Raw genomic sequence first — 25,529 nt, 5'->3', positions numbered from 1 at the left:
GTTTTCATCCAATGCGCCGACGGAAAACGCCCGCAAGCAACCCCGGAAGCAGACACAATACGCCACCGCCGGGCGACGAACCCGTTCCAAAACCCCTGTCGGGGCAACCACCAAACTCGCGATGATCGGGCCGTCAACGACCCCTGTGCAGTGCATGATTGGGATAGCATGGGACCATATGGGGGTCAATGGGATTTGGGTCGCTGGAGGGGCCGCCTCCACCCATCATTGATAGACTGTTAAGTTTAACAAATGGTTACGATCGCTCAGGCAACACTTTGTTTGCAAAGCGCGATCGGAAACATTCCCAATACCGCAGGAGGCATTCGAGAAAGCTCAAATACGTGAGAGAACAGCGACATAGGAGAAAATCGGCGTGACCTGAAATAAGGCGCATCGCACGCAGGGATGGTAGGAAGGGAAAAAGCGCCAGTCGGCCTGTAAGCCGGGTTCTGTATGGCTCCGGCCGGTTGAGGACCGGAACGTGGCAGCCATTCATCTGGGACGACGCTCGCGCGCCGCCTCGTGCAACCCACCCGGATGACTGGCCCGGAACAGGCCGGCAGCCTTGCGGCAACCACGTCATCCCTATTCGGTCTTGCTCCCGGTGGGGTTTACCGTGCCGCCCCTGTTACCAGACGCGCGGTGGGCTCTTACCCCACCCTTTCACCCTTACCCGCGTCAGACGCGGGCGGTTTGCTTTCTGTGGCACTATCCCTGAGGTCGCCCTCGCCGGACGTTATCCGGCACCGTTTTTCCGTGGAGCCCGGACTTTCCTCCCCCCGCAACCTTTCGGTCATAGCGGAGAGCGGCTGCCCGGCCGACTGGCAGCGCCCTGATAGCGGAGACTTCCGGCCTTGGCCAGCTTTATCAACGATAGAGAAGGAAGGTCTCAGGCAAAGACCGGCGCGAAGGATTGGCTGTAGCCGTCGTCGTCCACCTTGCCGTCGAGGATCAGCGAAGCCCCGAGCCGGCCGATCTCGTCGCAACTCTTCGCCGCCATGCCATTGCCGCCGGTGAGAACCGCGACGCGGTCGGACTCGACATAGCCGATATAGGGATAGCCGGTTTCCGTCAGCGAGACGACGCAAGGCGAGAAATACGTGGACGTCGGCGTGACGTCCGGCAGGATATCGGCAAGATGCCGCGCCAGATGCGCTGCTGCCTCTTCCCGTCCGCCGCCGCGGAACCACGACCGGATCTGCGCCTCGTCATTAAGCTGAAGATCGTCCGGTTCGCCACCGATCTTGATATAGGTCTTGCCGTCGGGATAGACGATCGGGGGCAGAAGGTAGAAGCTTTCGGCTTCCGTCGGCCCGTTGCGAATGAGCGACGGCATCGCCGACAGGCGCTCCCTGTCCCCCACCGCAACTTCCGCGAAAAGCACAGTGCGCGCCAGGACCTGCATGGCAGGCTTGCGGCGCAAAAGCCTCTCCGACAACGCGAACCCGCCGGTCGCCACCAGCACCGTCTGCGCCTGATAGGTAGCGCCATCGGCTGTGGTCACCGTCACGCCGTCTGCCGTTTCGGCAAGACCGGTCACCTCGTGGCTGATGACGGACGCGCCGGCCATTGCCGCGCAGACGGTTTCCGCGGCAACCAGCGCCCGCGGGTTGACATGCCCGGCATCGCGCGCCTCGAAGATCCCGCTCTCATGATCCTGGAAGGAGAAATAGGGGAAGCGCGATTGCAGGCCAGGCGGATCCATGTGAGCGACGGGTACGCCTAAGCCTCCTGCAGCAGCATCGACATTGCGGAGATAGGCACCTCCATCTGCCGCAGCAATCAGGCAACCGGCCTCGGTATAAAAGGAAACGCCGGATCGGGTTTCGATTCCGTGATAGCGCTCGATGGAGCGGCGGGCCATGCGCGCCCAGTCGCTGTCGCTATCGATGGTGCGGGTGATCCGGCCGTTGTCGTAGTGGCTGGAGAACACGCCATCATGCGTGGCCCAGTCGCGCGGTTCGTCCGGACCGATCAGGGCGACGCTCGTCCCGCTCACCGCCAGATGGCGCGCGGCGGCCGCGCCCATCATGCCCTTGCCGATCACGATCGTGTCGAACGTTCCGCTCATCGCCATCTCCGGTTTTCACCAATTTCAAACGGGGGGTCTCCATCAGACCTGTCGTTCACGAATCCAGCAGCGTCTGGACCTTGCCGCAATAGCGCCTGGAGACCGGGTTCATGCGGGTGGCGCCATGGCCGGCGTTGTAGCGCAGGATGGTGCCGCAAGTGAAGCCGCCGGAAAGACGATGTGCCTTGGCGAGATACTTCATGCCGAACTTGATGTTGGTTTCCGGATCGAACAGCCCTGCCCGGCTGCCGCCATACCCCATCATGCGCGCCGTCGCCGGCTTGATCTGCATCAGCCCGACTTCACCGGCACTGCCGCGCGCCTTCGGGTTGAAATTGCTCTCGACCCGGATGACGGCATGCGCCAGATCGATCGGCACGCCGAAGGCCTGCGCATAGGTGGCGATGAGGCCGGAATAGGCCGGAGCGTCCATTTCGAAGCTCGTGAGCGGAAAGCCGAGCGTCCGCCCGATCTCCGGCAGTGCACGCGTCATCTCGGACGTCTTGACGTCTTCGAGAGAGGCCGCTCTCGTCGGAGAGGATTTAAGGGAAAGGTCTGTGGATGCAGTCTGGTAAGCGGCTTCCGGTGCCGGCACGACCGGCGCGAAAGCACCGGCGAAAGATGGTTGAACCCCCGAAAAAAGCACGCAAAAACAGGCGGCTGCCTGGACGACAGTCGTTCGTCTCATGAATGTTGTAAACTCCGCTGGGATTCGGGAAGCCAGCGGACGCCCCGCCCCGGCCTCGTCCGATCCATGATCATGGTCATCAGCGGGGAACGGTACGCAACCCTCAGGACCCCGCCCTCGGTACGGCGTCAAAATCCGTGTGGAACATGGTCATGATATGGCGATGCAGCAAATTGCTGCGGAACGGTAAATGGGACGGCTGTCGTCAGCGCGTGAACTGCGGCAGCGAACCGAGCAGCCGATGCAGCGTGTCGAGCGTCGAGATATCCGCGATTCCATCGACTTGGCTCGGTCGGAAATGGCGCTGAAAAGCCTCCACGACCCCATGGGTCTTATCGCAAAATTCGCCAGTCACCTCAAGGCCATAGCCGTAGAGGGAGAGCATGCCCTGCACGGCCTCGACCGGCTGGCCCTTGTCGCCGCGCTGGAAGTAGCGTCCGCCACCGACAGGTGCCGGTTCCACCCAGTGACCAACGCCGTTTTCATACAAGTTCTTCCAGGGGAAATTTTCCCCCGGATCGACCTTGCGAACAGGGGCGATATCGCTGTGTGCCAGCACCCGCTCGGGGGGAATGGACCAGCGCTTGACACAAAACCGACACAGTTCGACGACCGCCGCGATCTGGATCGCAGGATAGTCCGGCAGACCGCCGGGATGGCCGGCATTGGCGATCTCGATGCCGATCGAGCGCGAATTGATGTCTGTCTCTGTCTTCCAGACACTCTTGCCCGCATGCCAGGCGCGGCGGTCCTCCGCCACGAGCTGGTCTACCCGGCCATCCTCATGCACGAAGTAATGGCTGGAGACCTGGCTCTCCTCGCGACACAGCCAGTCGAGCGCGCCTGCCGCCGTCGGCATGCCGGTATAGTGCAGGATGATCATATCCGGGCCGGAAACGCCCAGCCGCTCGTTATGATTGGGCGAAGCGACGAACCGCGCCGTCGGGAAATCGCAAACGGGAAGGCTCATGCCGCGCGACGTTCTCTCTCGATCGCCTCATAGGCAGCGTTGAAGGCGGCCATCCGGTCGTTGGCTGTCGCATGCTGCTCAGCTGGAACGCCACGGGCGACCAGAAGGTCGGGATGATACTCGGAGACAAGCACGCGATAACGCCGGCGGATGGTCGAGAAATCGTCCTTCCGGGAAACGCCGAGCAGATCATAGGGATCGACACCCTCGAGATAGGCATGCCGCGAGAGGATCGCCTCGAATTTCATATCGTCCATGCCGAAGATCTCGGCGACGCGGCGCAGGAAGGTGAGCTCCTTCTCGTGCAGCGCCCCATCGGACTTGGCGATGTGGAACAGTCCGTCGATGATATCCTCAAGCACCGGGCAATTGGCTTCGCCGGAAACGCAGAGCCCCGACAGCTTCTCGGCATAGGCCTCGTATCCGGCCACGTCCTGGCGGGCGAGATTGTAGAGCCGGGCCACGTTCTGTGCCTGGTCTTCCGGGAACTTGAAGATCTGGCGGAATGCGGAAACCTCGGCCTCCGTCACCACGCCATCCGCCTTCGCCATCTTGGCCGACAGCGCGATCATGGCAACGGAAAAGGCCACCTTGCGGCGTGTCTCCGGGTCGCCCTCGAACAGCGTCCGGATCGCTTCGACGAGACCCGACAGCGCATTGCCGGTCGATGTCACGATTCCGATGAGGCGATCCCAGATCGACATGAGGATTATCTTTCCCGTTTGTCCGGCCTGTTTTCAGGCCCGTTTCGTCCGGCGGTAACGTCAGGACGAAAGCGTCGCACGTGCGATTTGTTGCATCAGCACCGCAGACATCTCCGGTCACGGTCCCGCAAGGAGCCGAAGTCTGATCAGATGTCGCCCGCGATTGCAAGACGAGCAAGGCCTCGAATGACACTTTTGTGATGGCCCTCACTATTTTCATGCTGCAATTTGCGCTCCACGCTCGGCAGCCGTGCGGCTCATGTCATTTTACTTACGGGGGATCTGGGCTAGGACAGGTGCGGAACCCGATGAATGGCAATATCCCGAGGAGGAATCATGGCCAAGCAGAAAGTCGCAATGCTCACGGCGGGCGGTCTCGCCCCGTGCCTGTCGTCTGCCGTAGGCGGATTGATCGAGCGTTATACGGATATCGCCCCCGATATTGAACTCATGGCCTACCGCTCCGGCTATCACGGCTTGCTTCTGGCCGACCGGATCGAAATCACGCCGCAAATGCGCGAAAAGGCGGGCCTTCTGCATCGCTATGGCGGCTCGCCCATCGGCAACAGCCGCGTCAAGCTCACCAATGCCGCCGACTGCGTCAAGCGCGGCCTCGTCAAAGAAGGTGAAAACCCGCTGCGGGTCGCAGCCGAGCGTCTCGCCTCAGACGGCGTGACGATTCTCCACACGATCGGCGGCGACGACACCAACACGACGGCCGCCGACCTTGCCGCCTATCTCGGTGCCAACGGTTACGACCTCACCGTCGTCGGCCTGCCCAAGACCGTCGATAACGATGTCGTGCCGATCCGCCAGTCGCTCGGCGCCTGGACCGCTGCCGAATATGGCGCGAAGTTCTTCGACAATGTCAGCAACGAACAGAGCGCGGCTCCCAAGACGCTGATCGTTCACGAGGTCATGGGCCGCCACTGCGGCTGGCTGACCGCCGCCACGGCACGTTCCTACATGCAGACGGTCGAGAAGACCGAGTTCGTCGATGGCTTCATGATGAACAAAGCGCTGAAGACCATCGACGGGCTCTATCTCCCGGAAACAGCCTTCGATCTGCAGGCGGAAGCCGAGCGCCTGCGCGCCGTCATGGCGAAGACCGGCTATGTCACCCTCTTCGTCAGCGAAGGCGCCTGCATGGATGCGATCGTTGCCGAGCGCGAAGCGGCTGGCGAAACGGTCAAGCGCGACGCTTTCGGCCACGTCAAGCTCGACACCATCAATGTCGGCAACTGGTTCTCCAAACAGTTCGCGGACCTTCTTGGTGCCCAGCGTGCCATGGTGCAGAAGTCGGGCTATTACGCACGCTCGGCCCCGGCCAATATCGACGACCTCCGCCTCATCCAGGGCATGGTCGATCTCGCGGTCCAGAGCGCCCTCGACAAGGTCTCTGGCGTCACCGGCCATGACGAAGATCAGGGCGGCAAGCTGCGCACGATCGAATTCCCCCGCATCCGCGGCGGCAAGCATTTCAACACGTCCACGCCATGGTTCGGCGAGGTGATGGACGCGATCGGCCAGAGCTGGAAGCCGGCACACTGACGACACGAAATCCGGGAGCATGGTGGCTGGTTTTGTGATCCGCCGCCATGCTCCCGAGCGCCGATAGACGGCAGAATACGGCGCCGGGGCTTGGAAAAACAGAGGCTCCGGCGCCCGCATTTCCGGGCTTTCGCGCCTGTGGAAACATCCGCCGACAGGGCCCATGTCCCGCCCTCGCTTGCGACCGGCCTTCATATAGGTTAATGACGGGCACGACATGGCGGCTTTTGGCTGCAGCACTGGTAAGGCTACGGGGCCACAAAGCACGAAAGCGACAGCATGGCAGTTTCACGTCTTTCCGTTCATAAACAATCTCTTACGGCATGTGCACTGATCTCGGCGACCTTGATGGCCGGCTGCTCGAGCGTCGAGCGCACCCCGATGGAGCAGTTGATGGCAGCGCAGTCGGTCACGCCGCTTGCCAAGCCCGGAACGGAAATGACGGCTTACGCTCTTCCGACGCCGGATGGCGCAGCCACCACGGCCGCAGCCGCCCTCGCCGCCCAGACGGCCAACGCTTCGGCCACGCCCTCTGCGACCGCACCCGGAATTGCCGCGGCAACGACCAACGCAGCGGTGGCCACCGCTTCGGCAGAGGCCGCAAAGACTGCGCCGGCCACACCGTCCGCCATGACGGCACTGGCCAATACCGAGGTCGCATCGCTGGCTCCGGCCAAAGCGACGACAGCTACCAACCCGCTTCTCGCCCGCACCACGACCGACGCCCTGCCGGAAACCGCAAACGCGATGATCACCGTGCGCAAGGTTCCGGTACAGCCGACCATCGCCAGCGCCGGCGCCATGGATTCGGATTTCGACACGGGCGAACCGGTCGGCTTGGAAACGCTCGTCGCCAAGCGCATGATCGTTCCCGCCGCCAAGCCGCAGCTGATTTCCGTCGCCTATTCCAAGATGGAATCGGCAGCCAGCGTCCTCCTCGGCCGCGAAAAGCCGACGAGCTCGCGTCCCGAACTCGACAAGCTGATCACACATTATGCCAAGCTGAACGGCGTCCCGGAAGACTTGGTCCATCGCGTCGTCCGCCGCGAGAGCACCTACAATCCCCGCGCCTATCACAATGGCAATTACGGCCTCATGCAGATCCGCTACAACACGGCCAAGGGCCTTGGCTATGACGGCCCGCCGGAAGGCCTGTTCGATGCGGAAACCAACCTGAAGTACGCGACGCAGTATCTGCGCGGCGCTTGGGTCGTGGCTGAAAACCAGAACGACAATGCCGTCAAGCTCTATGCCAGCGGCTATTACTACCACGCCAAGCGCAAGGGCCTGCTCGACACCCTCGGCATGCGCTGATCGCACGTCCCGGAAGGCCGACCTGCGGTTGACGGCTGGCTCACGCTTCCGTCCCCCTGAGCATCGCACCGGATCTCAGGCTCAGCCGCTTGATCCTTTCGGCACTCCCTTCACTCCCTGCATGTCAACGCCGAACGCCACAGCCCCTCTCAAGGTTGCGGCTTCGCGAGCGCGGCGATAATGTCGCGATGGAGCACGCTGTCGTCATAGCCCATCAGGCGCGGCGTCAGGCCCAGCCTGACCACGGCAAGCTTCATCGAGGGCACAAGCAGGATCGACTGCCCGTCATGCCCCCGCATCCAGTAGGCGTCGCTCGGAAAGCCTTGAGCCTCCGGCCCCGTTTTCATCCACACCTGCCCGGAGCCGAACCGGCCGTTGGAGGCTGAGGTCGCCGTGCGCATCAGGCGGACATAGTCCGGCGGCAGGATCGGTTCGTTATTCCAGACGCCATCCTGCAGCAGAAAGAGCGCGAACCGCCCCCAGTCCCGCGCCGTCGCATACATGTAGGACGAACCGACGAAGGTGCCATGCGCATCCGGCTCGAGGATCGCGCTGCTCATGCCGAGCGGCCGGAACAAGGACGCGCGTGGGAACGTCAGCGCCTCGCGGGGGCTGGCAAACGAATTCATCCAAAGGCGCGAGAGGATGACGGACGTGCCGCTGGAATAGGAGAACTGCGTGCCCGGTGCCGTGTCGAGCGTCTTCGACGCGGCATAGGCCGCCATGTCGTTTTCGAGGAAAAGCATCCGGGTGGCATCCGTCACGCTGCCATAGCTCTCGTTGAAACCGAGGCCGCTCTGCATGCCGAGCAGGTCCGACAGCGTGATCCGGCTGCGCTCGTCGTTGCGCCATTGCGGCAGGAGGTCGGCCTTGTCGAGCGCCATCTGCCCGTCTCGGACGCGCAAGCCGATGAGCGCCGCCGTCACCGTCTTCGTCATGGACCAACCGAGAAGCGGGGTGGAGGCATAGAAGCCGCGTCCGTAGCGTTCGGCGATGATCCGCCCGCCGCGGATGACGACAAGCCCGCGCAGCCCGGGCCCTGCCCGCTGGTCGTCCTCGATCAGCGCCTGAACGCCGGCATCCGCCACCAGCGCGCCACCATCCGGCCAGGGCTGCGCTGTGTCGGGCTCCACGCTACGACGGCGCAGCGACCGGTTGCCGGGGAAGGCCGCAAAGGCCCCGTCGGTCACGTTGGAGCAGCCGAGGCCGTCGCGAAAGATCGCGTGCCCGGGTGCGGCAAAACCGAACATCCGCGCCGTCACGGTCTTGCGCTGCTCGTCCACGGACACGCGAATGAAGCGCAGCAAGGGATGGCCCGGCGCCTGCACGTCGTCGGCGAGAACCTCCGACGCATTGCGTCCGGCAACGAACAGGCTGGAACAGACCATCTTTGCCGCATAGCTGTCGCCGAGCTTCAGGAGGTCTGGGGGAGCGACCGTCAGCCAGGTGCCGACACCGGCAACGAGCGTGAACAGCCCGCCGGCCATCGACATGAGAAACGTGCGTCTGCGCATGATCCGGTTCCGCATGACTGCACGCCCGCAGTCGGCCAAAGCGGCAGGACGGCAGGCCATGCAGCAAATGAAGCTGCCACGACGTCACGTTCTGCAGGACAGAAGCGGTAACGTGCGCGGGCGGAAGCCGGGCGGCGGCAAGACGCCGCGCCCAAGCTGACGCCGTTACCACTATGGCCGTTTCGACGGGGGGAGCGCAACCCGCAGGACCGATGGTCGCTTGGCTCAGGCTTTCGCGTGGTGCACGCGGTTGCGGTCCAGAATGGCCGAAACATCGCCCGCCGCCACGGGGCGCGAGATGAGGAAGCCTTGTATGGCATTGGCGCCACGCGAGCGCGCATATTCCAGCTGCGGTTCCGTTTCCACGCCCTCGACCGTCGTGGACACATCGAAGGTGGAGCCGAGCTTCAGGATGATATCGACAAGCTCCGCATCCCGCTTGCTGCCCAGCATGGCCGCGGTGAAGGACCGGTCGATCTTCAGGTGATCGAGAGGGAACCGGCGCAGATTGTTGATCGAGGAAAAGCCGATGCCGAAGTCGTCGAGCGCGATCTTCACGCCCTCCGCCCGGAGTTCCGTCAGGCTGTCGGAGATGATGGAAGGATCGACCGAGAAGATCGACTCGGTCACTTCGATCGTCAGGCGCTCGGGCGCGAGATCCGACTGGCGCAAGCAATCGCGGACATAGGGCAGGAAGGTCGGATCGCGGAACTGATCGCCCGCCACATTGACGGCAACGCCGATCGGCGACGGCCAGCGCATGGCCTCCTCGCAGGCCGTGCGAATGACCCAATTGCCGATCGGCAGGATGAGGCCCGTCGCCTCGGCGATGGAGATGAACTGGTCGGGCGCGATCACGCCCTTCTGCGGATGCCGCCACCGGATCAGCGCTTCGAAAGCCTTGATCATGCGCGTTTCCGAGCAGACGATCGGCTGGTATTCGAGGAAGAACTCGTTCCGGTCGAGCGCCCGCGAGAGATCGTATTCCAACTCGGAGCGGGCCGATGCCTCGGCCGACATGCCGGCTTCGTAGAAGACATGGCTGTTGCCGGCGATCTGTTTCGCCTTCATCACGGCGAGATCCGCGCGACGCAACAGCGCCGACATCGACACGTCCTCGGGGGCCGGCACGGCGATGCCGATGCTCCCCACGATCCAGACCTCGCCGGCCGTGAGCTCAAAGGGCGTACCCAGAACGGTTTTGATCGTCGCGCAGATATCCTCGATCTTGCCACGGGACGGAGATCCGGCAACGTGGACCGCGAATTCGTCCGCGCCCAGCCGGTAGATCGTTCCGACGCCGGTCAGCACATTGGAGAGACGCTTGGCGATGCGGATCAACACTTCATCGCCGGCAGAATGGTCCATCGCATCGTTGATGAACTTGAACCTGTCGAGGTCGATCAGCAGCAGCGCACCTCGCCCTTGACCCTGCGGACGGCTCAACACCGCCGTCAGGTCGTGTTCGAGCGCGAAACGGTTGGAAATGCCGGTGAGATGATCGATGTGCAGGATCGGTGCGATCGGTGACGCCGTCGGGTTGCCGGCCGCCGCCGTGTCGCGGTCGCCGTGTGCGTCGTTCACGCTCTTGCGCTCGCATCGTCTCTTCTGCAGCCACGTCAACATCATGTTCTTTCCAAAAGGAATCACCTGCTTCGCGGGCGCCACACCCTCCGCAGCCGTTTAGACGACCGGCAGACGTCGCCAAGCTATACTTTTGGTTGATCTGCAGCGGCCTGCCAAGCGGACTCTGAAGGTTTGGTAAACGATCCGGGCGTTGCAACGGAGGTCCACAGCCCGCGTCACGAAAGTGTTGCGCAAGCATCCTAGAAGCGTCGCATCTTCAACGAACGGCTGTTAACCATGACCGATCTGGCGCCCATCGATCTCGTCTCCTCCCCGCGCGTTGCGGATGCGCCCAGCGGGCGCAAGAACCAGAAGCTTCGCAAGGCGCTGATCCAGCACCAGCCGCTGACGGCGTCCGGACTGTCGGAGCGTCTCTTCGGTCTTCTCTTCTCCGGCCTCGTCTATCCCCAGATCTGGGAAGACCCCGCCGTGGACATGGAGGCGATGCAGATCCGCCCGGAGCACCACATCGTTACCATCGGCTCCGGCGGCTGCAATATGCTCGCCTATCTCTCCGCCACGCCGGAGCGCATCGATGTCGTGGATCTGAACAGGCATCATGTGGCGCTGAACCGGCTGAAGCTTGCCGCCTTCCGCCATCTTCCCGCGCATAGCGACCTCGTCCGCTTCCTTGCCCGCGAACAGCTAACGTCCAACGTCGCCGCCTACGACCGTTTCATCGCGCCGCATCTCGATGCGTCCACGCGCAGCTACTGGGAAGGCCGCAAGCTGAACGGTCGCCGGCGCATCTCCGTCTTCGGCGCCAATCTCTATCGCACCGGCCTGCTCGGGCGCTTCATCTGGCTCAGCCACATGCTGGCCCGCGCCCATGGCGTCGATCCTTCCGAGCTTGTCGCCACCCGCTCCCTGCGCGAGCAACGCCAGTTCTTCGACGAGCGCCTTGCGCCTCTGTTCGAGCGTCCGCTGATCCGCTGGCTGACGGGCCGCAAGAGTTCCCTCTTCGGCCTCGGCATCCCGCCGCAGCAGTTCGACGAGCTGGCAAGCCTCAGCACCGAGAAGACGCTGGCGCCGGTGCTTCGCCACCGGCTGGAAAAGCTCGTCTGCCATTTCCCGCTTCGACACAACTACTTCGCCTGGCAGGCCTTCGGCCGCCGCTACCCCTTGCCGCACGAAGGCATGCTGCCGCTCCATCTCCAGCCGGAGACCTACGAGGCGATTCGCGACAATGCGGAGCGGGTGCACGTCCATCACGAAAGCTTTACCGATCTCCTCGCGCGCAAGCAGTCGGGCACGGTGGATCGCTATGTCCTTCTCGATGCGCAGGACTGGATGACGGACCAGCAGCTCAACGACCTCTGGACCGAGATCACCCGCACCGCCGCTCCGGGCGCCATCGTCATCTTCCGCACCGCGGCCGAACGCAGCATCCTCGAAGGCCGCGTGTCGGAAAGCCTGCTTTCACACTGGCACTACGACCGCACGAGGTCTGGCGCCCTGAACGTCAAGGACCGCTCGGCAATCTACGGCGGCTTCCACATCTACCGCAGGCAGGCGTGAGCCGCATGCGCGACGCCATGGTTTCCGACAGCGCGCATGCCGGTCGCATGGACCGGATGTACCGCACCCAGCGTCACATCTACGACGCCACGCGCAAATACTACCTCTTCGGGCGGGATACGCTCATCGAAGAGCTGGGCGCCGCAAGCGGTGCCCGCGTGCTGGAAGTGGGGTGTGGCACCGGGCGAAATCTGGCGCTGATTGCCAAGCGCTACCCCCGTGCAAAGCTTTATGGCCTCGATATTTCGGCGGAAATGCTCATATCCGCCGAGAAGGCGCTCGCCGACAGCAATGCGATCCTGAAGACGGCCGATGCCACGGATTTCGACGCACGCGCCTTCGGAGTCGAGGGTTTCGACCACGTCGTCATCTCCTACGCCCTGTCGATGATTCCCGACTGGGAGAAGGCCGTGGAGACCGCGCTCGACACGCTCGCGCCGGGTGGCGCCCTGCACATCGCGGATTTCGGTCAGCAGGAAGGCCTGCCGCCGATCGCCCGCCGCATCCTCACGGCTTGGCTCACCCGTTTCCACGTCATGCCACGGGCGCATCTTATGTCGATCGTCGCTGCGAAGGCTCATGCGCGCGGCATGATCACGGAGACCCGATCCATCGGCCGGGGCTATGCCTGGCTCATCACCTGCCGGCGCACATGACATTTCTCCCAACCGCCGGGACCGGCGCAAAACGCACCTGAAGGCCGGAAACCTCGCCGGATCAGGCCGCCCGAATGGGCCGTCTGACACAAGCCACGAACGCTATGCTACGATCAGGGCTTGAAACTAACCCAATTTTTACGTTGATATGATGAAAATGGGGTTCAAGGTCTCCGGGGGGTCAGCACGAATGGGCAGTCACGGGTGAGGCACAACGTTCCATCATCAACGAACGGGAACTCCATGCGCCGGCTGCTCCTCGCTCTTCTGCCGATCGTCACGCTCCTGTCCGCGTGCACGTCCACCGACTACGATCTCGTACAGACGGCATCCATACCGCCGCGTTTCCACGACAAGGACCCGCAGGATTTCGGCGATCGCACGCCACAGCACCACAGCATTCACGGCATCGACGTGTCCAAGTGGCAGGGCGATATCGACTGGGCAGCCGTCAAGCAGTCCGGCGTGTCCTTCGCCTTCATCAAGGCGACCGAGGGTAAGGACGTGGTCGACACGCGTTTCTCGGAATACTGGCCGAAGGCCCGCGCGGCCGGCATCGCCTACGCGCCCTATCATTTCTATTACTTCTGCTCGACAGCCGACGAGCAAGCCGACTGGTTCATCCGCAACGTTCCCAGAAGCGCAGTTCACCTGCCGCCGGTGCTGGACGTGGAGTGGAACGGCGAGTCCAAGACCTGCCGCTACCGCCCCTCGCCGCTGACCGTCCAGAGCGAGATGAAGCGTTTCATGGACAGGCTCGAGTCCTATTACGGCAAGCGCCCGATCATCTATACCTCTGTCGATTTCCACCGCGACAATCTCGTCGGGCAGTTCAACGAGCATCATTTCTGGGTGCGCTCCGTCGCCAAGCACCCGGTCGAAATCTACAAGGATCGCCGCTGGGCCTTCTGGCAATATACCAGCACCGGCCAGATCCCCGGCATTTCCGGAAACACCGACATCAACGTCTTCGCAGGTTCCGAGAAGAACTGGCGCAAGTGGGTGAAGGCCGTTTCCGAGCCGAAGCAGGTGGCCGGAAACTGACGGCCCTGTGCCTGCTGCTTTTCGTTGGCCGCCGCTCTTCATTCCGCCCTATTGCCGTGTGAAATCGGCCTGACGCCGCCGGTCCTGTGATCGGCGGCCCCTGTTTGCCGTCATATCGCCCGAACCGTCTTTAAGGACCCACCTATGCCTAGCACACGCCCGCTCTCGTCCCGCCTCGTCACCGCCAGTTTGCTCGCGCTTCTGACATCGGCTGCCGTTTCGGGAACGGCATCGGCACAGACCGCGACACCGCCGGTCGCGGCTCCGGCCGCTGCGGCGCCGGCGGCACCCTGCGGTGGCGATCTCGCAGCCTTCCTCAGCGGCGTGAAGACGGAAGCCGTCGCCAAGGGCATTCCGGCCGACGTGGTCGACCGCGCACTGGCCGGTGCCGTCATCGACGAGAAGGTGCTTGGCCGCGACCGGGCGCAGGGCGTCTTCAAGCAGACCTTCGCCGAATTCTCCAACCGCACCGTCAGCAAGGCGCGGCTCGATATCGGTGCGAAGAAGATGAAGGAATATGCCAGCGTCTTTGCCCGCGCCGAGCAGGAATACGGCGTGCCCGCCCCTGTCATCACCGCCTTCTGGGCGATGGAAACCGACTTCGGCGCCGTGCAGGGCAACTTCAACACCCGCAACGCACTGGTCACGCTCGCCCATGACTGCCGCCGACCGGAAATGTTCCGCCCGCAGCTGATCGCCGCCATCGAGATGGTCCAGCATGGCGACCTCGATCCGGCGACGACGACGGGTGCCTGGGCCGGCGAAATCGGCCAGGTCCAGATGCTACCGGAAGACATCATCGCGCAGGGCGTCGATGGCGATGGCGACGGCCACGTCAATCTGAAGGAAAGCTCGGCCGACGCCATCCTGACGGCGGCAAAGTTCATCAAGAGCCTCGGCTACACCGCCGGACAGCCCTGGATCCAGGAAGTCACCCTGCCGGAAAACCTGCCCTGGGAGAAGACGGGCCTCCAGCCGGGCATGACCACGGGACAGTGGTTCGCACTCGGCGTCAAGCCGCGCGACGGCAACACGCAGTTCGGCGACCTCCCCGCCTCGGTGGTGATCCCGCAGGGCCGCAAGGGCGTGGCGTTCATGACCTACCCGAACTTCAACATCTATCTCGAGTGGAACCAGTCGTTCATCTACACGACCTCGGCTGCCTACTTCGCCACCCGCCTCGCCGGCGCGCCGCCCTATGAGGCACGCAACCCGGAACAGGGCCTGAACGACGAGCAGATGAAGGTGCTGCAGACCAAGCTCGATGCCATCGGCCATGACGTCGGCAAGATCGACGGCATTCTCGGCTCCGGCACCCGTGCCGCGCTGCAGCGCGAACAGCTGCGCCTCGGCATCCCCGCAGATGGCTGGGCGACGCAGGCCGTTCTCGACGCCCTGCCGTAAGCCCTTGCAATCCTGAGGCTACTAAACGCCGCGTGTTGGAAACGACCGCGGCGTTTCGCGTTATGCGATCACGCCCCGTCAGCTCGATCACGCCGATGCTGCCGGGCAAGCCGCAGCGCGCGATAGCGGACGCGAAGCGCCCGCCCTATCCCCACAAGCGCCGCCCCGCCGCGCGACACCTCGGCAAGCTCCCGGGCATAGGCGATCGCAAAGGCGTGGCGGTAGCTCTCCCGGTGTTCGGCGGCCAGCCCGTCCAACCGATGCATGATCGATACCCAGAGCGGAGAGACGAGCAGAGACAGGGCCGTGACAGCGATGGCGATGCGATAGGCATCGAGATCGAGCGCCCCGGCCGACAGGCCTGCGGCCGCCAGCACGAACGAGAATTCGCCGATCTGTGCCATCGAAAGCCCGGCTACCAGCGCCACCTGCGGCGGCGAACCGGTGCGGCGCAACAGCGCGATGTTCAACACCGTCTTGGCCGCGATGACCACGATGGCCAGCGAGAGCACCAGAAACAGATGCTCGGCCATGAAGGTCAGGTCGATCAGGAGCCCGATCGACAGGAAGAAGGCGACGAGAAGCACGCTCTGGATCGGCTCAATGACCGGAATAACCCGCGACCGCAGCGTCGAATTGCCAATGACGATGCCGGCGAGAAAGGCGCCATAGGCCGGCGACATGCCCGCAACGCCCGAAAGCGCCGCCGCGGAAAAGCAGACCGCAAGCGCGCCCAGCGCCAGAATCTCCACCTTGTCCTCGATAGCCGCGCTGAACGGTAGCCGCAGCTTGCCCCGACGCCCGAGCCACCAGAGCAAACCGCCGAGCAGCCCGATCGCAAGCAGCATCTTGACCGCGATCTGCAGCATCCCGATCTCGCCGCTATCCGCACCGCCGAGGCTGGTGACGAGGATCAGCATGGGCACGACGGCGATATCCTGCGCGATCAGCACGCCGACGGCGATACGGCCGGTCTCGCTGCGCAGTTCCCCGCGATCGTCGAGCATCTTCATCGCAACGACGGTGGAGGACAGCGCAACCACGAAACCGAGAATGAGCCCTTCGGCAAACGGCGTGCCGGATATCGCCGAGACCAGCAGAGCCACCCCGACGGAAACACCGATCTGCCCGCCGGCAACCAGCAAGGCCTGACGGAGGCTGAGGATGAAGGCGCGAATGAAGAGCTCCATGCCGATGAAGAACAGGAGCACGATCACGCCCATCTCCGCTAGCAGCGTCACATTGGCGCTATCGGCGATGAACCCGAGACCTGTCGGCCCCAGCGCGACGCCGGCCAGGATGAACCCGACGAGCGGCGGCTGGCGCAGTCGCAAAAAGCCCAGCCCCATAAGGGCGGCCACCGCGATGACCAGCGCGATCGAGACAAGATCCTGTCCATGACCGGCCGCCTCTGCGGCCGTGTGTGCGGCGGATGATGGCTGCAGCGTCGTCTCCCTCGGTCCATGCGCATCGACTCAGCGCGCCACCGGTATACGGCAACCGATGCGAACATGCCGTCATGATCGACATCAAGCCGGCAAGGTCAACCCATCGGGACATCGGCGGCCCGATGCTCCTGCCCTTCCTGCCGAGCAACGCTGAGCAACGCAAGAAACGGGTGGAGGACGCACGCGCAAAGCGCTACAGCCCGGATCGTGTCCTCGGTAGGAATGCTGGAGCGGACATTCAGGCGAGGCAGGGGAAAGCAGCATGTCGATCGCGATGACACCGGTGGAAACGCGGATGACGCCGCTTACGTGGGGCCTTTTGGCGCTGCTCGGGCTCATCTGGGGCGCCTCGTTCTTCTTCGGCCGCATCGCCGTTCAGCACGTTCCCGCCTTCACGCTGGTGTTCCTGCGCGTCTCCATTGCCGCGATAGCACTCCATCTTTTCATTCGCGGCCGGTTCGACATCTACGCCCAGCTCATCGCACGGTGGCGTGCGTTCCTCGTCCTCGGGCTCATCAACAATGCAATCCCGCACAGCCTGATCTTCCTTGGGCAGACGCAGATCGGTGCCGGCCTCGCCTCCATCCTCAATGCGACAACGCCGATCTGGACCGTGCTGATTGCCCACGCACTGACCGACGACGAAAAGCTGAGCCCGCGAAAACTGGGTGGCACCGCACTCGGCCTTGCCGGCACGGTCTTCCTCATCGGCCCGAGCGCTCTCGGCCATCTCGGCGCAACCTCCGCCGGCATCCCGCTCTGGGCTTTGCTCCTGCCGCTCGGCGCCGCGATCAGCTATGGCCTTGCGGGCATTTATGGCCGCCGCTTCAGGGCGCTCGCGCCTCCGGTCACCGCCGCCGGGCAGTTGACCGCCTCGAGCCTGATCATGCTGCCCGTCTCGCTGCTGGCGGATCATCCTTGGACGCTGGCGATGCCGCCGATGACGACGATCCTCGCCATCCTCGCGCTGGCGCTCGTCTCCACCGCCTACGGCTATATCCTGTTCTTCCGGATCATGGCGCGGGCCGGCGCGACGAATACCTCGCTCGTCACCCTGCTGGTGCCGCCGAGCGCCCTCCTCTTCGGGCTCGTGTTCCTCGGCGAGCGTCTCGACGCCACTGACATCGGCGGCATGACGCTGATTGCAGCCGGCCTGATCGTGCTGGATGGGCGCCTGCTGGCCCGCAGCAGGACGCGGTAGACATCACGCGACACGGGACATTGTCATCCGATCTGTCGCATTTCGGCCGCAGGCGTTAACGATCATCGCCCTGGCGCAGGAAGTTGTTAACAGCTGAGAACAATCCGTTAATGCGGATTAGATCAGCAAACGCAAGGACCTAGACTTTTTGCGCACCTTTCCGCCTCTCAAGCCACCGCAGTGCAGCACAAGATTTCCTTGGAGGTGTGACATTTTCAACCTATGTTTCACGCGTTAACGCTTGGAGGGTTGAATGGGAATCGCACGGTCCGTGAATGTTCTCATGATAGGTGCCTCGTTCGCATTCGTTGCGATGATGCTCTTCATCTAGGAGGAGATGAAAATTCCGGTGGCCTTGAGGATGGAGGCCGACGGGAAACTCTCAGCGTGGGACGGGAGGATATCGTCTCCCTGATCTGGCATGCAAAAGCCCTCGAAATGAACCTTCGAGGGCTTTTGTACGTCCGGGCTCAATTTCAGGCAGCAGCACCCTCGACAACTGCCTCATCCGTACGCTTGAAACCCACGAGATCGCAGACGGCCGTGATCAGCGGCGAGCGGTTCATCGTGTAGAGATGAAAATCCCGAACACCGCGGCGCGCGAGATCCACGATCTGCTCGGCCGCAATATGCGTCGCCTCCTTGAAACGCTCTTCCGGAGACTCGTCGAGATGAGCAAGCCGGGCCGACAAGGCTTCGGGAATCCGCGCGCCACAGAGACCCGCAAACTTCGAAACCTGCCCGAACTGGTTGATCGGCAGGATGCCGGGAACGACGGGTATCGAGATGCCGGCCTTGCGAACACGCTCCAGATAGCGCTCGAAGTCATTGTTGTCGAAGAAGAACTGGGTCAAGGCCCGTGTCGCGCCATTGTCGACCTTCCGCTTGAGCATGTCGATATCGGCATCGACATCCGAACTCTCCGGATGCTTCTCGGGATAGGCGGAAACCGAAATCTGGAACCGGCCGCTGCGGGAAAGCGCAGCTACGAGCGCCGCCGCATTCTCATAGCCATCCGGAAAGGGCTGGTACTGCGCACCGATGCCGCCCTGCGGATCGCCGCGCAGTGCCACGAAATGCCGGACACCGGCCGCCGCGAACTCCTCGACGACGGCATCGACTTCGGCCCGCGTCGCACCGACGCAGGTGAGGTGCGCCGCCGTGCCCGGAATGGCGCAATCGTCGAGCAAACGGCGAACCGTGGTCAGCGAACGCGCCTTAGTGGAGCCGCCCGCCCCATAGGTGACGCTGACGAATTCCGGCGTATACGCGTTCAAGGCCGCAGCCGTCCGCGTCAGTTGCGCATCCATTTCGTCGGATTTCGGCGGAAAATACTCGAAGGAGAGGCGCAGATCGCCGCGCTCGGCCGGATAAAGCGTGCGGGTGGACATTCAGCGGGCTCCTGAAGCAAGACGTCGGGTCTGGTCGGCAGAGGAATCGGCGGGCTTCCCCGCAATCCAGATGGTCACGGTGAGCGGTGTATCCTGTGCCGCCTTTGGCGAAAGATCGATGGCGCGCTGGACGGAAAGACCGGCCATTTCCAGCCATTCTCCCATCACCTGATGCGAAAAGCCAAGACGCAGATGGGCGTGATCCTGACGCAGATGCTCGAGCGCATGGGGCGCAAGATCGACGATCGCCAGACGTCCACCGGGCGCCAGCAGGCGCGCCGCCTCCTCGATCGCCGCTTCCGGCGCTTCGAGAAAATGGAGGACCTGATGGATCGTCACCAGATCGAACTGACGGCCATCGAGTGGCAGGTTGAAGATATCGCCGTGGCGCACGGAGGCCGTGGAGACCCCGGTGCGATCGAGGTTGGCACGCGCGACCGCCAGCATGTCGCGACTTGCATCCACGCCCGTGGCGGTCTGGTAGAGACCTTGGAAGAGCTGGAGAATGCGCCCGGTACCCGTTCCCAAATCGAGCAGGCTCTCCACCGGCCCCGGTCCGACGGCGCCAACCAGCGCCGCCTCGACCTCCGCTTCGCTCACATGAAACCGCCGCATGGCGTCCCATTCCGCGGCATTGCGGCTGAAATAGGCCTGCGCACGATCGGACCGGGCCTGCTTCAGCGCGGTCAGCCGCTCGCTATCGCGGGCGAGAACGGCATCGTCGCCATCCGCCGCGCCCAAGATCTGCCGGACCAGCGCGACACTCTGTCCCTGCCCCCTCAGGCGAAAATACGCCCAGGCCCCTTCCTGATAGCGGTCGATCAGGGCGGCTTCCGTGAGGAGCTTGAGATGACGGGAAATCCGTGGCTGCGACTGCCCGAGAATCTCGGTCAGATCCGTCACCGTCAGATCTCCGGCAGCCAGAAGAGCGAGCAACCGCAGGCGCGTCGGCTCCCCCGCCGCCTTCAGCACATCCACCACCTCATCCAGCCGCAATCCGGTCTCGTTTATCATGCTCTTCCCATCAACACATAAAGATATGTTTATGTGATAAATGGGAGACCTGCAAGCGGAAAGACGGGCTTGACGATATCCGTCATGGACAGGACGGTCATGAAACGTAGGATACTAACGTTGTCCAACCGGCTCCAAAGCACGTGGTGTGTCGATGCTTATCGTTTTCTCAGGCCTGCCAGGAATCGGAAAGACGACGATCGCAACCCGCGTTTGCCGCCATTTGCACGCCGTCCATCTCCGCATCGACACGATCGAGCATGCTCTCCACTCCGACCACCGTCATAAGGAAGATAGTCCGCTCGGATATGTCGTCGCCCAAGCCATTGCTGCCGACAACCTTCGTCTTGGCCACATTGTCGTCGCCGATTGCGTCAATCCGGTCGAAGCATCCAGAAAGGCATGGCGGTCCGTCGCGGCAGAGACAGGCACAATGGCGCTCGACGTAGTCCTGATCTGCAGCGATCTCGATGAACACCGGCGCCGCGCCGAAACCCGTCAAAGCGATGTCATCGGCTTGGTCAAACCATCATGGGATCGGATCGTGACACATCGCTACGATCCATGGGACGTGCCACCCGATCTGACCTTGGACACCGCGATCTCCCACCCGGATGCGCTGGCAAGACAACTTGCAACTCACATTCAGAGCTTAAGGCCGACGCCCTAAGGTGCTGCGTCATATTTGACGCGCTCAGGGACGCCGCAACACTCTAAAGCTGGCGCAAGTTTATCCTGAAACCATTCCGATCTAAGAGTCGTGCAGTGCAGGCCGAATAACACTCGCAATGCAAACGATACGCCTACGAGGTCACCACCGTGCTTCACATCGAACGCATGAGCTTTACCCAGAGGCACATGATGTCTGGCCTGAGTCACGCCTTATCTCGCGCGCAATCGACACACTTGATAACTGTCCGCGTGCCGCTCCCGAAGAAACGGCACGCTCGAAGCGATTTCTGCGAACCGGCGGTTACCGCGTCAGGCGCTTATAGGTGACGCGGCGCGGGTTGACGGAGTCCGGGCCGAGACGACGGACCTTGTCCTTTTCGTAGTCTTCGAAGTTGCCTTCGAACCATTCTACATGGCTGTCGCCCTCGAAAGCGAGGATATGTGTGGCAAGCCGGTCGAGGAACATGCGATCGTGGCTGATGATCACAGCGCAGCCTGCGAACGCTTCCAGAGCCTCTTCGAGCGCCGAGAGCGTTTCGGTATCGAGGTCGTTGGTTGGTTCGTCGAGGAGGATGACGTTGCCGCCGTCCTTCAGCATCTTAGCGAGGTGCACGCGATTACGCTGACCGCCCGAGAGCGACCCCACCTTCTGCTGCTGATCGCCGCCCTTAAAGTTGAACGCACCGCAATAGGCGCGGCTGTTCATGTCGTACTTGCCGAGCTTGATGATATCGTTGCCGCCGGAAATCTCTTCCCAGACGGTCTTGTCGCCACCGAGCGAGTCGCGGCTCTGGTCGACATAGCCGAGATCGACCGTTTCACCGACGGTGATCGAGCCGCTGTCCGGTGTTTCCTGACCCGTGATCATGCGGAACAGAGTCGTCTTGCCGGCGCCGTTCGGCCCGATCACGCCGACGATGCCGCCTGGAGGAAGCTTGAACGTCAGGTTGTCGATCAGCAAGCGGTCGCCATAGCTCTTCGAAAGGTTCTCGGCCTCGATGACCACCGTCCCCAGCCGCTCTCCGACCGGGATGACGATCTGCGCTTCGCCGGGCTTCCGGTTTTCCGCTGCTTCCACCAACTCGTCATAGGCCCGGATACGCGCCTTCGACTTCGCCTGGCGGGCACGGGGGCTGGACGCCATCCATTCCTGTTCGCGCGACAGCGCCTTCTGCTTGGCGACGTCCTCGCGACCTTCCTGAGCCAGGCGCTTCGCCTTCGACTGCAGGTAAGCGGAGTAATTGCCTTCGTACGGAATGCCGCGGCCGCGGTCGAGCTCGAGGATCCAGCCCGTGACGTTGTCGAGGAAGTAACGATCGTGGGTGATCATCATGACGGCACCCGGATATTCCCGCAGGTGCTTTTCGAGCCAGGCGATCGTTTCGGCGTCCAAATGGTTGGTCGGTTCGTCGAGAAGCAGAAGGTCCGGCTGCGACAGAAGCAGCTTGCAGAGTGCCACGCGGCGGCGTTCACCGCCCGACAGCGCCGTGACGTCGGCATCGGCCGGCGGGCAGCGCAGGGCATCCATTGCCATTTCGACCTGGCTGTCGAGATCCCAGAGGTTCTGGCTGTCAATGACGTCTTGGAGACGCGCACCTTCGTCGGCCGTCTCGTCTGAATAGTTCATCATCAGTTCGTTGTACCGCTCAAGCACGGCCGTCTTATGGGCCACGCCTTCCATCACGTTGCCGAGCACGTCCTTCTCGGCATTGAGATGCGGTTCCTGCGGCAGGTAGCCGAGCGTTGCGCCTTCGGCCAGCCAGGCCTCACCCGTATATTCCTTGTCGAGGCCGGCCATGATGCGCAGGACCGTCGACTTACCGGCACCGTTCGGGCCGAGAATACCGATCTTTGCGTCCGGGTAGAACGAAAGATGGACGTTCTCCAGGACCTTCTTGGTGCCGTAGGCTTTGTTCAGCCCGGCCATGTGATAGATAAATTGACGCGCCATGCTCGATCAATGCTCCGCGGGAATTGGAATTTGGCCCGCTATGTAGGCGAATTGCGCCGGGGGAGCAATGACGCTCGCCGTCATTTCCACCCGCATACCCTTCGGAAGCGCGTGCCCGACGAGCTCCAGAGGCCGCCGCCGGGCTCCATCGCTAGCGAACGTCAACCAGCTTGGCAGCCCCGCTCGCCCCGGGCGCCATTTGCCCAGCAACGGCCTGACGTTCGGGACGAACCCGGCCGGCTGCATCCACCACGCCGCCACTGCAGCGCGAACGCGTCGGCGCTGCCGCATGGATCAGGGCCCCGAGATCCGACATCTCTTCCATCGTCGCGGAAAGACCGATCGTCAGCCCCGTGACCAGCATACGGTCACCGACCTGCCGGCACTGGAGACGAATACGATCCCCGGCTCCGGCCGCAAAACTCTGGTCGAACGCAGCCTTAACCTCGGCCTCGGTGATGTCGCTGCCGATCCGGCTTCGAAACAGCGCGCCGACAACCGACGTGTTGACGGCGTCCAGCAAACGGATCTGCAGGGAAAAATACGCGTCGGGATCGAGAACCTGGCAGGTGCCGCTGCGCAGCCATGTATGACGGTCGAGGCCCGAGGCTGTACCCGGCATGGAAGCGGCAAGCTTGGTCGCGACGTCCGCCGACAGCGGTACGGCCGGCAAGGCTAACCAGTCGCGCTTGCGATCCTCGGCCTGTAGCGCCTCGGAGACCTTGCAGAAGCTGTTGCGGACCGGCCAGAGCCCCGCGAGCGTGAGTTGCTTCGCGTCCGCGCGCTCGGCACTTTGCCCAACGCACTCCGGCCGCTTCGCCCTGGTTTCGCAAAAGGCGGGTAGCCAGCTGAGACCGAGGACGAAGCCGGTTTTGCCGGGCACCGGCGGACGCGTATCGGCCCTCTGCGTGACGGAGGGATCAGGCTGTATCCGAACAGATGTTGGCGGTGAGGCCTCCGCTGCAACGGGGAGAGCTGGCGTCGCGCTGAAAAGGACCCCGGATGCCCCGACGGAAGATGTGCTGTCGGCAAGGCGGGGCGCCTCCTGCCCGATCGCCGCTCGAGGAGCAGCCAACTCCGCGGCATGCACATCATACGCAGCGCAACTTGCCGTGATGATAGCGCAGGATACCAGCACCGGACGAAAGGTGCGCAGCCCTCGCTTCAGAGCGATCACCATCATTTCCATATATGTTGACGTCATCTCAACCTCCAGAACAAACCATGATCAATAGAGGACTAAAACAGGAATAACGCAAGCACGATTTATGTACGGTGGCGAATTTTTTAGATGATCCTCATATTGACAGAACCTGTTTCCGGGCGGGATAGTGGCGGTCTGGGACGGCTTGGGGAGGTGGTGACAGTGGCATTCGAGGAGGGTCGGCTCGCAAGTCCGTCCGGGGCGGATCTTGCGCTCTACCACATGGCTGCAAGCAGCGGGACGCGCGGCGTGCTTCTGATCAACCATGGTCTCGCAGAGCATGCTCGGCGGTACAAGAGTTTCGCGGCGGCCATGGCGGCGCGGGGCTTTGCGGTCTACACGCACGATCATCGCGGGCATGGCGCCACGCGAAGTGCTGCGCACCTGCAGGGGAGATTTGCGCCCGATGACGGGATCGGCGCGGTTCTGGCGGATGTCGCCGCCGTCAGGAACCATGCGGTTTCACGGCATCCGGGTCTTCCCGTCATCCTTTTCGGGCACTCGATGGGGGGCCTGATCGCATTGAATGCAGCCGAAGCAGAGCCTGGGCTCTATGACGGCCTCGCCGTCTGGAACGCCAACTTCAACCCGGGCCTTGCCGGCCGGTTCGGGCAGGGATTGCTGGCCATCGAGCGCATGTTGAAAGGCTCGGACGTTCCGAGCCCGCTCGTGGACCGCCTCTCGTTTGGAACGTGGGCACGGACGATACCGGCGCGCAGAACGGATCTGGACTGGCTTTCACATGATCCGGCAGAGGTCGATCGCTATATCGCCGACCCGCTTTGTGGATTCGACGTCACGGTTTCGCTCTGGATCGACCTGTTTCGCATGAGCTACGCGGGCGCCCAGCCTGACCGCCTCGGCCAGTTGCCGCCCGGCATGCCCATCAACCTTGTCGGCGGCGGAGAAGATCCGGCCACAGAGAAGGGCAAGGCCATGCGGTGGCTGCAAGCCCGGATGAAAACGGCGGGGCTGCGAGAGGTTACGGCGACCATTTACCCGGGCGCGCGCCATGAGACGCTGAACGACACCATCCGCGAGCAGGCGATCGACGACTTTTCAGCCTGGTGCCTGAGTGTCGTTGAAAAAAGAGACGAGCCATCACCGGTATGAAGGCGTTGCGGGGCACCGGAGGCCCCGTCGCCTGCTGCAGAATTCCTTAAGCCGGAATCGGTCGAAGGATAAGATTATCCAGCAACCTTATCCGCGAATATGCTGCGTCTGCTGGTAAACCGCGGTCGAGCGCGCGCCGGAGCGGCAGTAGCCGAGAATGGGCCGCTGGAACGTATCGAGCGCATCGACCATCTTATGAACGGCGTCGGCGGTAACGCCGGCAGGGCCGACCGGGATGTGCATCGTTTCGATGCCCAGTGCATGCGCGCGCTGTTCGATCTCAGCAAAATCCGGCTGGCCGGGCTGTTCGTGATCGGGCCGGTGGCAGACGATCGACTTGAAGCCCAAGGCCTTGATCTGGTCGAGGTCGGCGGCCGTGATCTGGCCGGTTACGGAATATTCATCGTTGATCGGGCGGATGTCGTCCATGCAAGTTCTCCTCGGCGCGCGGCGTGCCGCAACCTTCGTTGAA

21 protein-coding genes and 1 other RNA gene are annotated in these 25,529 nt (G+C 63.0%); 9 read left to right on the top strand and 13 right to left on the bottom strand.

The genetic code is table 11. The features are described from left to right. Positions 1 to 425 precede the first annotated feature (425 nt). The 5 genes from rnpB to C8J33_RS02150 form a co-directional block, all read right to left on the bottom strand. An RNA gene (gene rnpB / locus C8J33_RS02170) (RNase P RNA component class A) lies at positions 426 to 828 on the bottom strand. A 64-nt stretch (positions 829 to 892) separates the two neighbouring features. Beyond that, the gene (locus C8J33_RS02165) at positions 893 to 2,074 is read right to left on the bottom strand and encodes an NAD(P)/FAD-dependent oxidoreductase (protein ID WP_132662948.1); all 1,182 of its coding nucleotides are present in this window, start codon (positions 2,072 to 2,074) and stop codon (positions 893 to 895) included. Positions 2,075 to 2,129: 55 nt separating this feature from the next. Beyond that, positions 2,130 to 2,762 (bottom strand): lytic transglycosylase domain-containing protein, encoded by a 633-nt coding sequence (locus C8J33_RS02160; protein WP_245507041.1) that lies wholly within the window; start codon positions 2,760 to 2,762, stop codon positions 2,130 to 2,132. Positions 2,763 to 2,967: 205 nt separating this feature from the next. Next, positions 2,968 to 3,732: an N-acetylmuramoyl-L-alanine amidase gene (locus tag C8J33_RS02155; RefSeq protein WP_132662945.1), complete on the bottom strand. Its 765-nt coding sequence runs from the start codon at positions 3,730 to 3,732 to the stop codon at positions 2,968 to 2,970. Next, positions 3,729 to 4,436, bottom strand: coding sequence for a J domain-containing protein (locus tag C8J33_RS02150; RefSeq protein WP_110734637.1), 708 nt, complete (start codon positions 4,434 to 4,436; stop codon positions 3,729 to 3,731). The genes C8J33_RS02155 and C8J33_RS02150 overlap by 4 nt, the downstream gene beginning before the upstream one ends. A gap of 336 nt (positions 4,437 to 4,772) precedes the next feature. Between C8J33_RS02150 and C8J33_RS02145 the strand changes: the two genes are divergently transcribed. Both C8J33_RS02145 and C8J33_RS02140 read left to right on the top strand, forming a co-directional pair. Beyond that, positions 4,773 to 5,987, top strand: a complete 1,215-nt coding sequence (locus C8J33_RS02145; RefSeq protein WP_110799211.1) for a pyrophosphate--fructose-6-phosphate 1-phosphotransferase — start codon at positions 4,773 to 4,775, stop codon at positions 5,985 to 5,987. A 279-nt stretch (positions 5,988 to 6,266) separates the two neighbouring features. Further along, positions 6,267 to 7,301 (top strand): lytic transglycosylase domain-containing protein, encoded by a 1,035-nt coding sequence (locus tag C8J33_RS02140; RefSeq protein WP_132662943.1) that lies wholly within the window; start codon positions 6,267 to 6,269, stop codon positions 7,299 to 7,301. 149 nt (positions 7,302 to 7,450) lie between these two features. Here C8J33_RS02140 and C8J33_RS02135 read toward each other — a convergent pair whose 3' ends face one another. After that, positions 7,451 to 8,815: a serine hydrolase domain-containing protein gene (locus C8J33_RS02135; protein WP_165929711.1), complete on the bottom strand. Its 1,365-nt coding sequence runs from the start codon at positions 8,813 to 8,815 to the stop codon at positions 7,451 to 7,453. A 225-nt stretch (positions 8,816 to 9,040) separates the two neighbouring features. Next, positions 9,041 to 10,444, bottom strand: coding sequence for a putative bifunctional diguanylate cyclase/phosphodiesterase (locus tag C8J33_RS02130; RefSeq protein ID WP_132662939.1), 1,404 nt, complete (start codon positions 10,442 to 10,444; stop codon positions 9,041 to 9,043). 234 nt (positions 10,445 to 10,678) lie between these two features. Here C8J33_RS02130 and C8J33_RS02125 point away from each other — a divergent pair, with 234 nt between their 5' ends. The 4 genes from C8J33_RS02125 to C8J33_RS02110 all read left to right on the top strand — a co-directional run bounded on the left by C8J33_RS02125 (position 10,679) and on the right by C8J33_RS02110 (position 15,063). Further along, a complete protein-coding gene (locus C8J33_RS02125; protein ID WP_132662938.1) occupies positions 10,679 to 11,959 on the top strand; it encodes a DUF3419 family protein in 1,281 nt (426 codons plus the stop codon). 5 nt (positions 11,960 to 11,964) lie between these two features. Then, complete coding sequence (locus tag C8J33_RS02120; RefSeq protein ID WP_132662936.1) at positions 11,965 to 12,615, top strand: class I SAM-dependent methyltransferase; 651 nt, start codon at positions 11,965 to 11,967, stop codon at positions 12,613 to 12,615. Between the two features lie 243 nt (positions 12,616 to 12,858). Continuing rightward, complete coding sequence (locus C8J33_RS02115; protein ID WP_092934446.1) at positions 12,859 to 13,659, top strand: GH25 family lysozyme; 801 nt, start codon at positions 12,859 to 12,861, stop codon at positions 13,657 to 13,659. A 144-nt stretch (positions 13,660 to 13,803) separates the two neighbouring features. Beyond that, entirely contained in the window at positions 13,804 to 15,063 is a 1,260-nt protein-coding gene (locus tag C8J33_RS02110) for a lytic murein transglycosylase (RefSeq protein ID WP_132662935.1), read from the top strand. A gap of 68 nt (positions 15,064 to 15,131) precedes the next feature. Here C8J33_RS02110 and C8J33_RS02105 read toward each other — a convergent pair whose 3' ends face one another. After that, positions 15,132 to 16,424 carry a cation:proton antiporter gene (locus tag C8J33_RS02105; protein ID WP_245507040.1) on the bottom strand — a complete coding sequence of 431 codons (1,293 nt, stop codon included), beginning with the start codon at positions 16,422 to 16,424 and terminating at the stop codon, positions 15,132 to 15,134. Positions 16,425 to 16,773: 349 nt separating this feature from the next. Between C8J33_RS02105 and C8J33_RS02100 the strand changes: the two genes are divergently transcribed. Continuing rightward, a complete protein-coding gene (locus tag C8J33_RS02100; RefSeq protein ID WP_132662933.1) occupies positions 16,774 to 17,712 on the top strand; it encodes a DMT family transporter in 939 nt (312 codons plus the stop codon). Between the two features lie 476 nt (positions 17,713 to 18,188). Here C8J33_RS02100 and metF read toward each other — a convergent pair whose 3' ends face one another. Next, positions 18,189 to 19,103: a methylenetetrahydrofolate reductase [NAD(P)H] gene (gene metF / locus C8J33_RS02095; RefSeq protein WP_132662932.1), complete on the bottom strand. Its 915-nt coding sequence runs from the start codon at positions 19,101 to 19,103 to the stop codon at positions 18,189 to 18,191. After that, on the bottom strand, positions 19,104 to 20,117 hold the full coding sequence (locus C8J33_RS02090; RefSeq protein WP_132662930.1) for an ArsR/SmtB family transcription factor: 1,014 nt from the start codon (positions 20,115 to 20,117) through the stop codon (positions 19,104 to 19,106). It abuts the gene before it with no gap. A 154-nt stretch (positions 20,118 to 20,271) separates the two neighbouring features. On the opposite strand from C8J33_RS02090, the gene C8J33_RS27865 reads away from it, so the two are divergent. After that, positions 20,272 to 20,787 carry an AAA family ATPase gene (locus C8J33_RS27865; RefSeq protein WP_132662928.1) on the top strand — a complete coding sequence of 172 codons (516 nt, stop codon included), beginning with the start codon at positions 20,272 to 20,274 and terminating at the stop codon, positions 20,785 to 20,787. Between the two features lie 303 nt (positions 20,788 to 21,090). Here C8J33_RS27865 and ettA read toward each other — a convergent pair whose 3' ends face one another. Then, positions 21,091 to 22,740, bottom strand: a complete 1,650-nt coding sequence (ettA, locus tag C8J33_RS02080) for an energy-dependent translational throttle protein EttA (RefSeq protein WP_110799222.1) — start codon at positions 22,738 to 22,740, stop codon at positions 21,091 to 21,093. A 151-nt stretch (positions 22,741 to 22,891) separates the two neighbouring features. Then, positions 22,892 to 23,944, bottom strand: a complete 1,053-nt coding sequence (locus tag C8J33_RS02075) for a ribonuclease T2 family protein (protein ID WP_132662926.1) — start codon at positions 23,942 to 23,944, stop codon at positions 22,892 to 22,894. A 222-nt stretch (positions 23,945 to 24,166) separates the two neighbouring features. On the opposite strand from C8J33_RS02075, the gene C8J33_RS02070 reads away from it, so the two are divergent. Continuing rightward, positions 24,167 to 25,057 carry an alpha/beta hydrolase gene (locus C8J33_RS02070; protein WP_245507124.1) on the top strand — a complete coding sequence of 297 codons (891 nt, stop codon included), beginning with the start codon at positions 24,167 to 24,169 and terminating at the stop codon, positions 25,055 to 25,057. An 87-nt stretch (positions 25,058 to 25,144) separates the two neighbouring features. On the opposite strand, the gene C8J33_RS02065 is transcribed toward C8J33_RS02070, so the two are convergent. Next, positions 25,145 to 25,486 (bottom strand): TIGR01244 family sulfur transferase, encoded by a 342-nt coding sequence (locus tag C8J33_RS02065; RefSeq protein WP_092934460.1) that lies wholly within the window; start codon positions 25,484 to 25,486, stop codon positions 25,145 to 25,147. Positions 25,487 to 25,529 lie beyond the last annotated feature (43 nt).

Source organism: Rhizobium sp. PP-CC-3G-465 (assembly GCF_004343445.1).
Classification (GTDB): Bacteria; Pseudomonadota; Alphaproteobacteria; order Rhizobiales; family Rhizobiaceae; genus Ferranicluibacter; species Ferranicluibacter rubi.
This window is presented reverse-complemented; position numbering and strand designations above follow the sequence as displayed.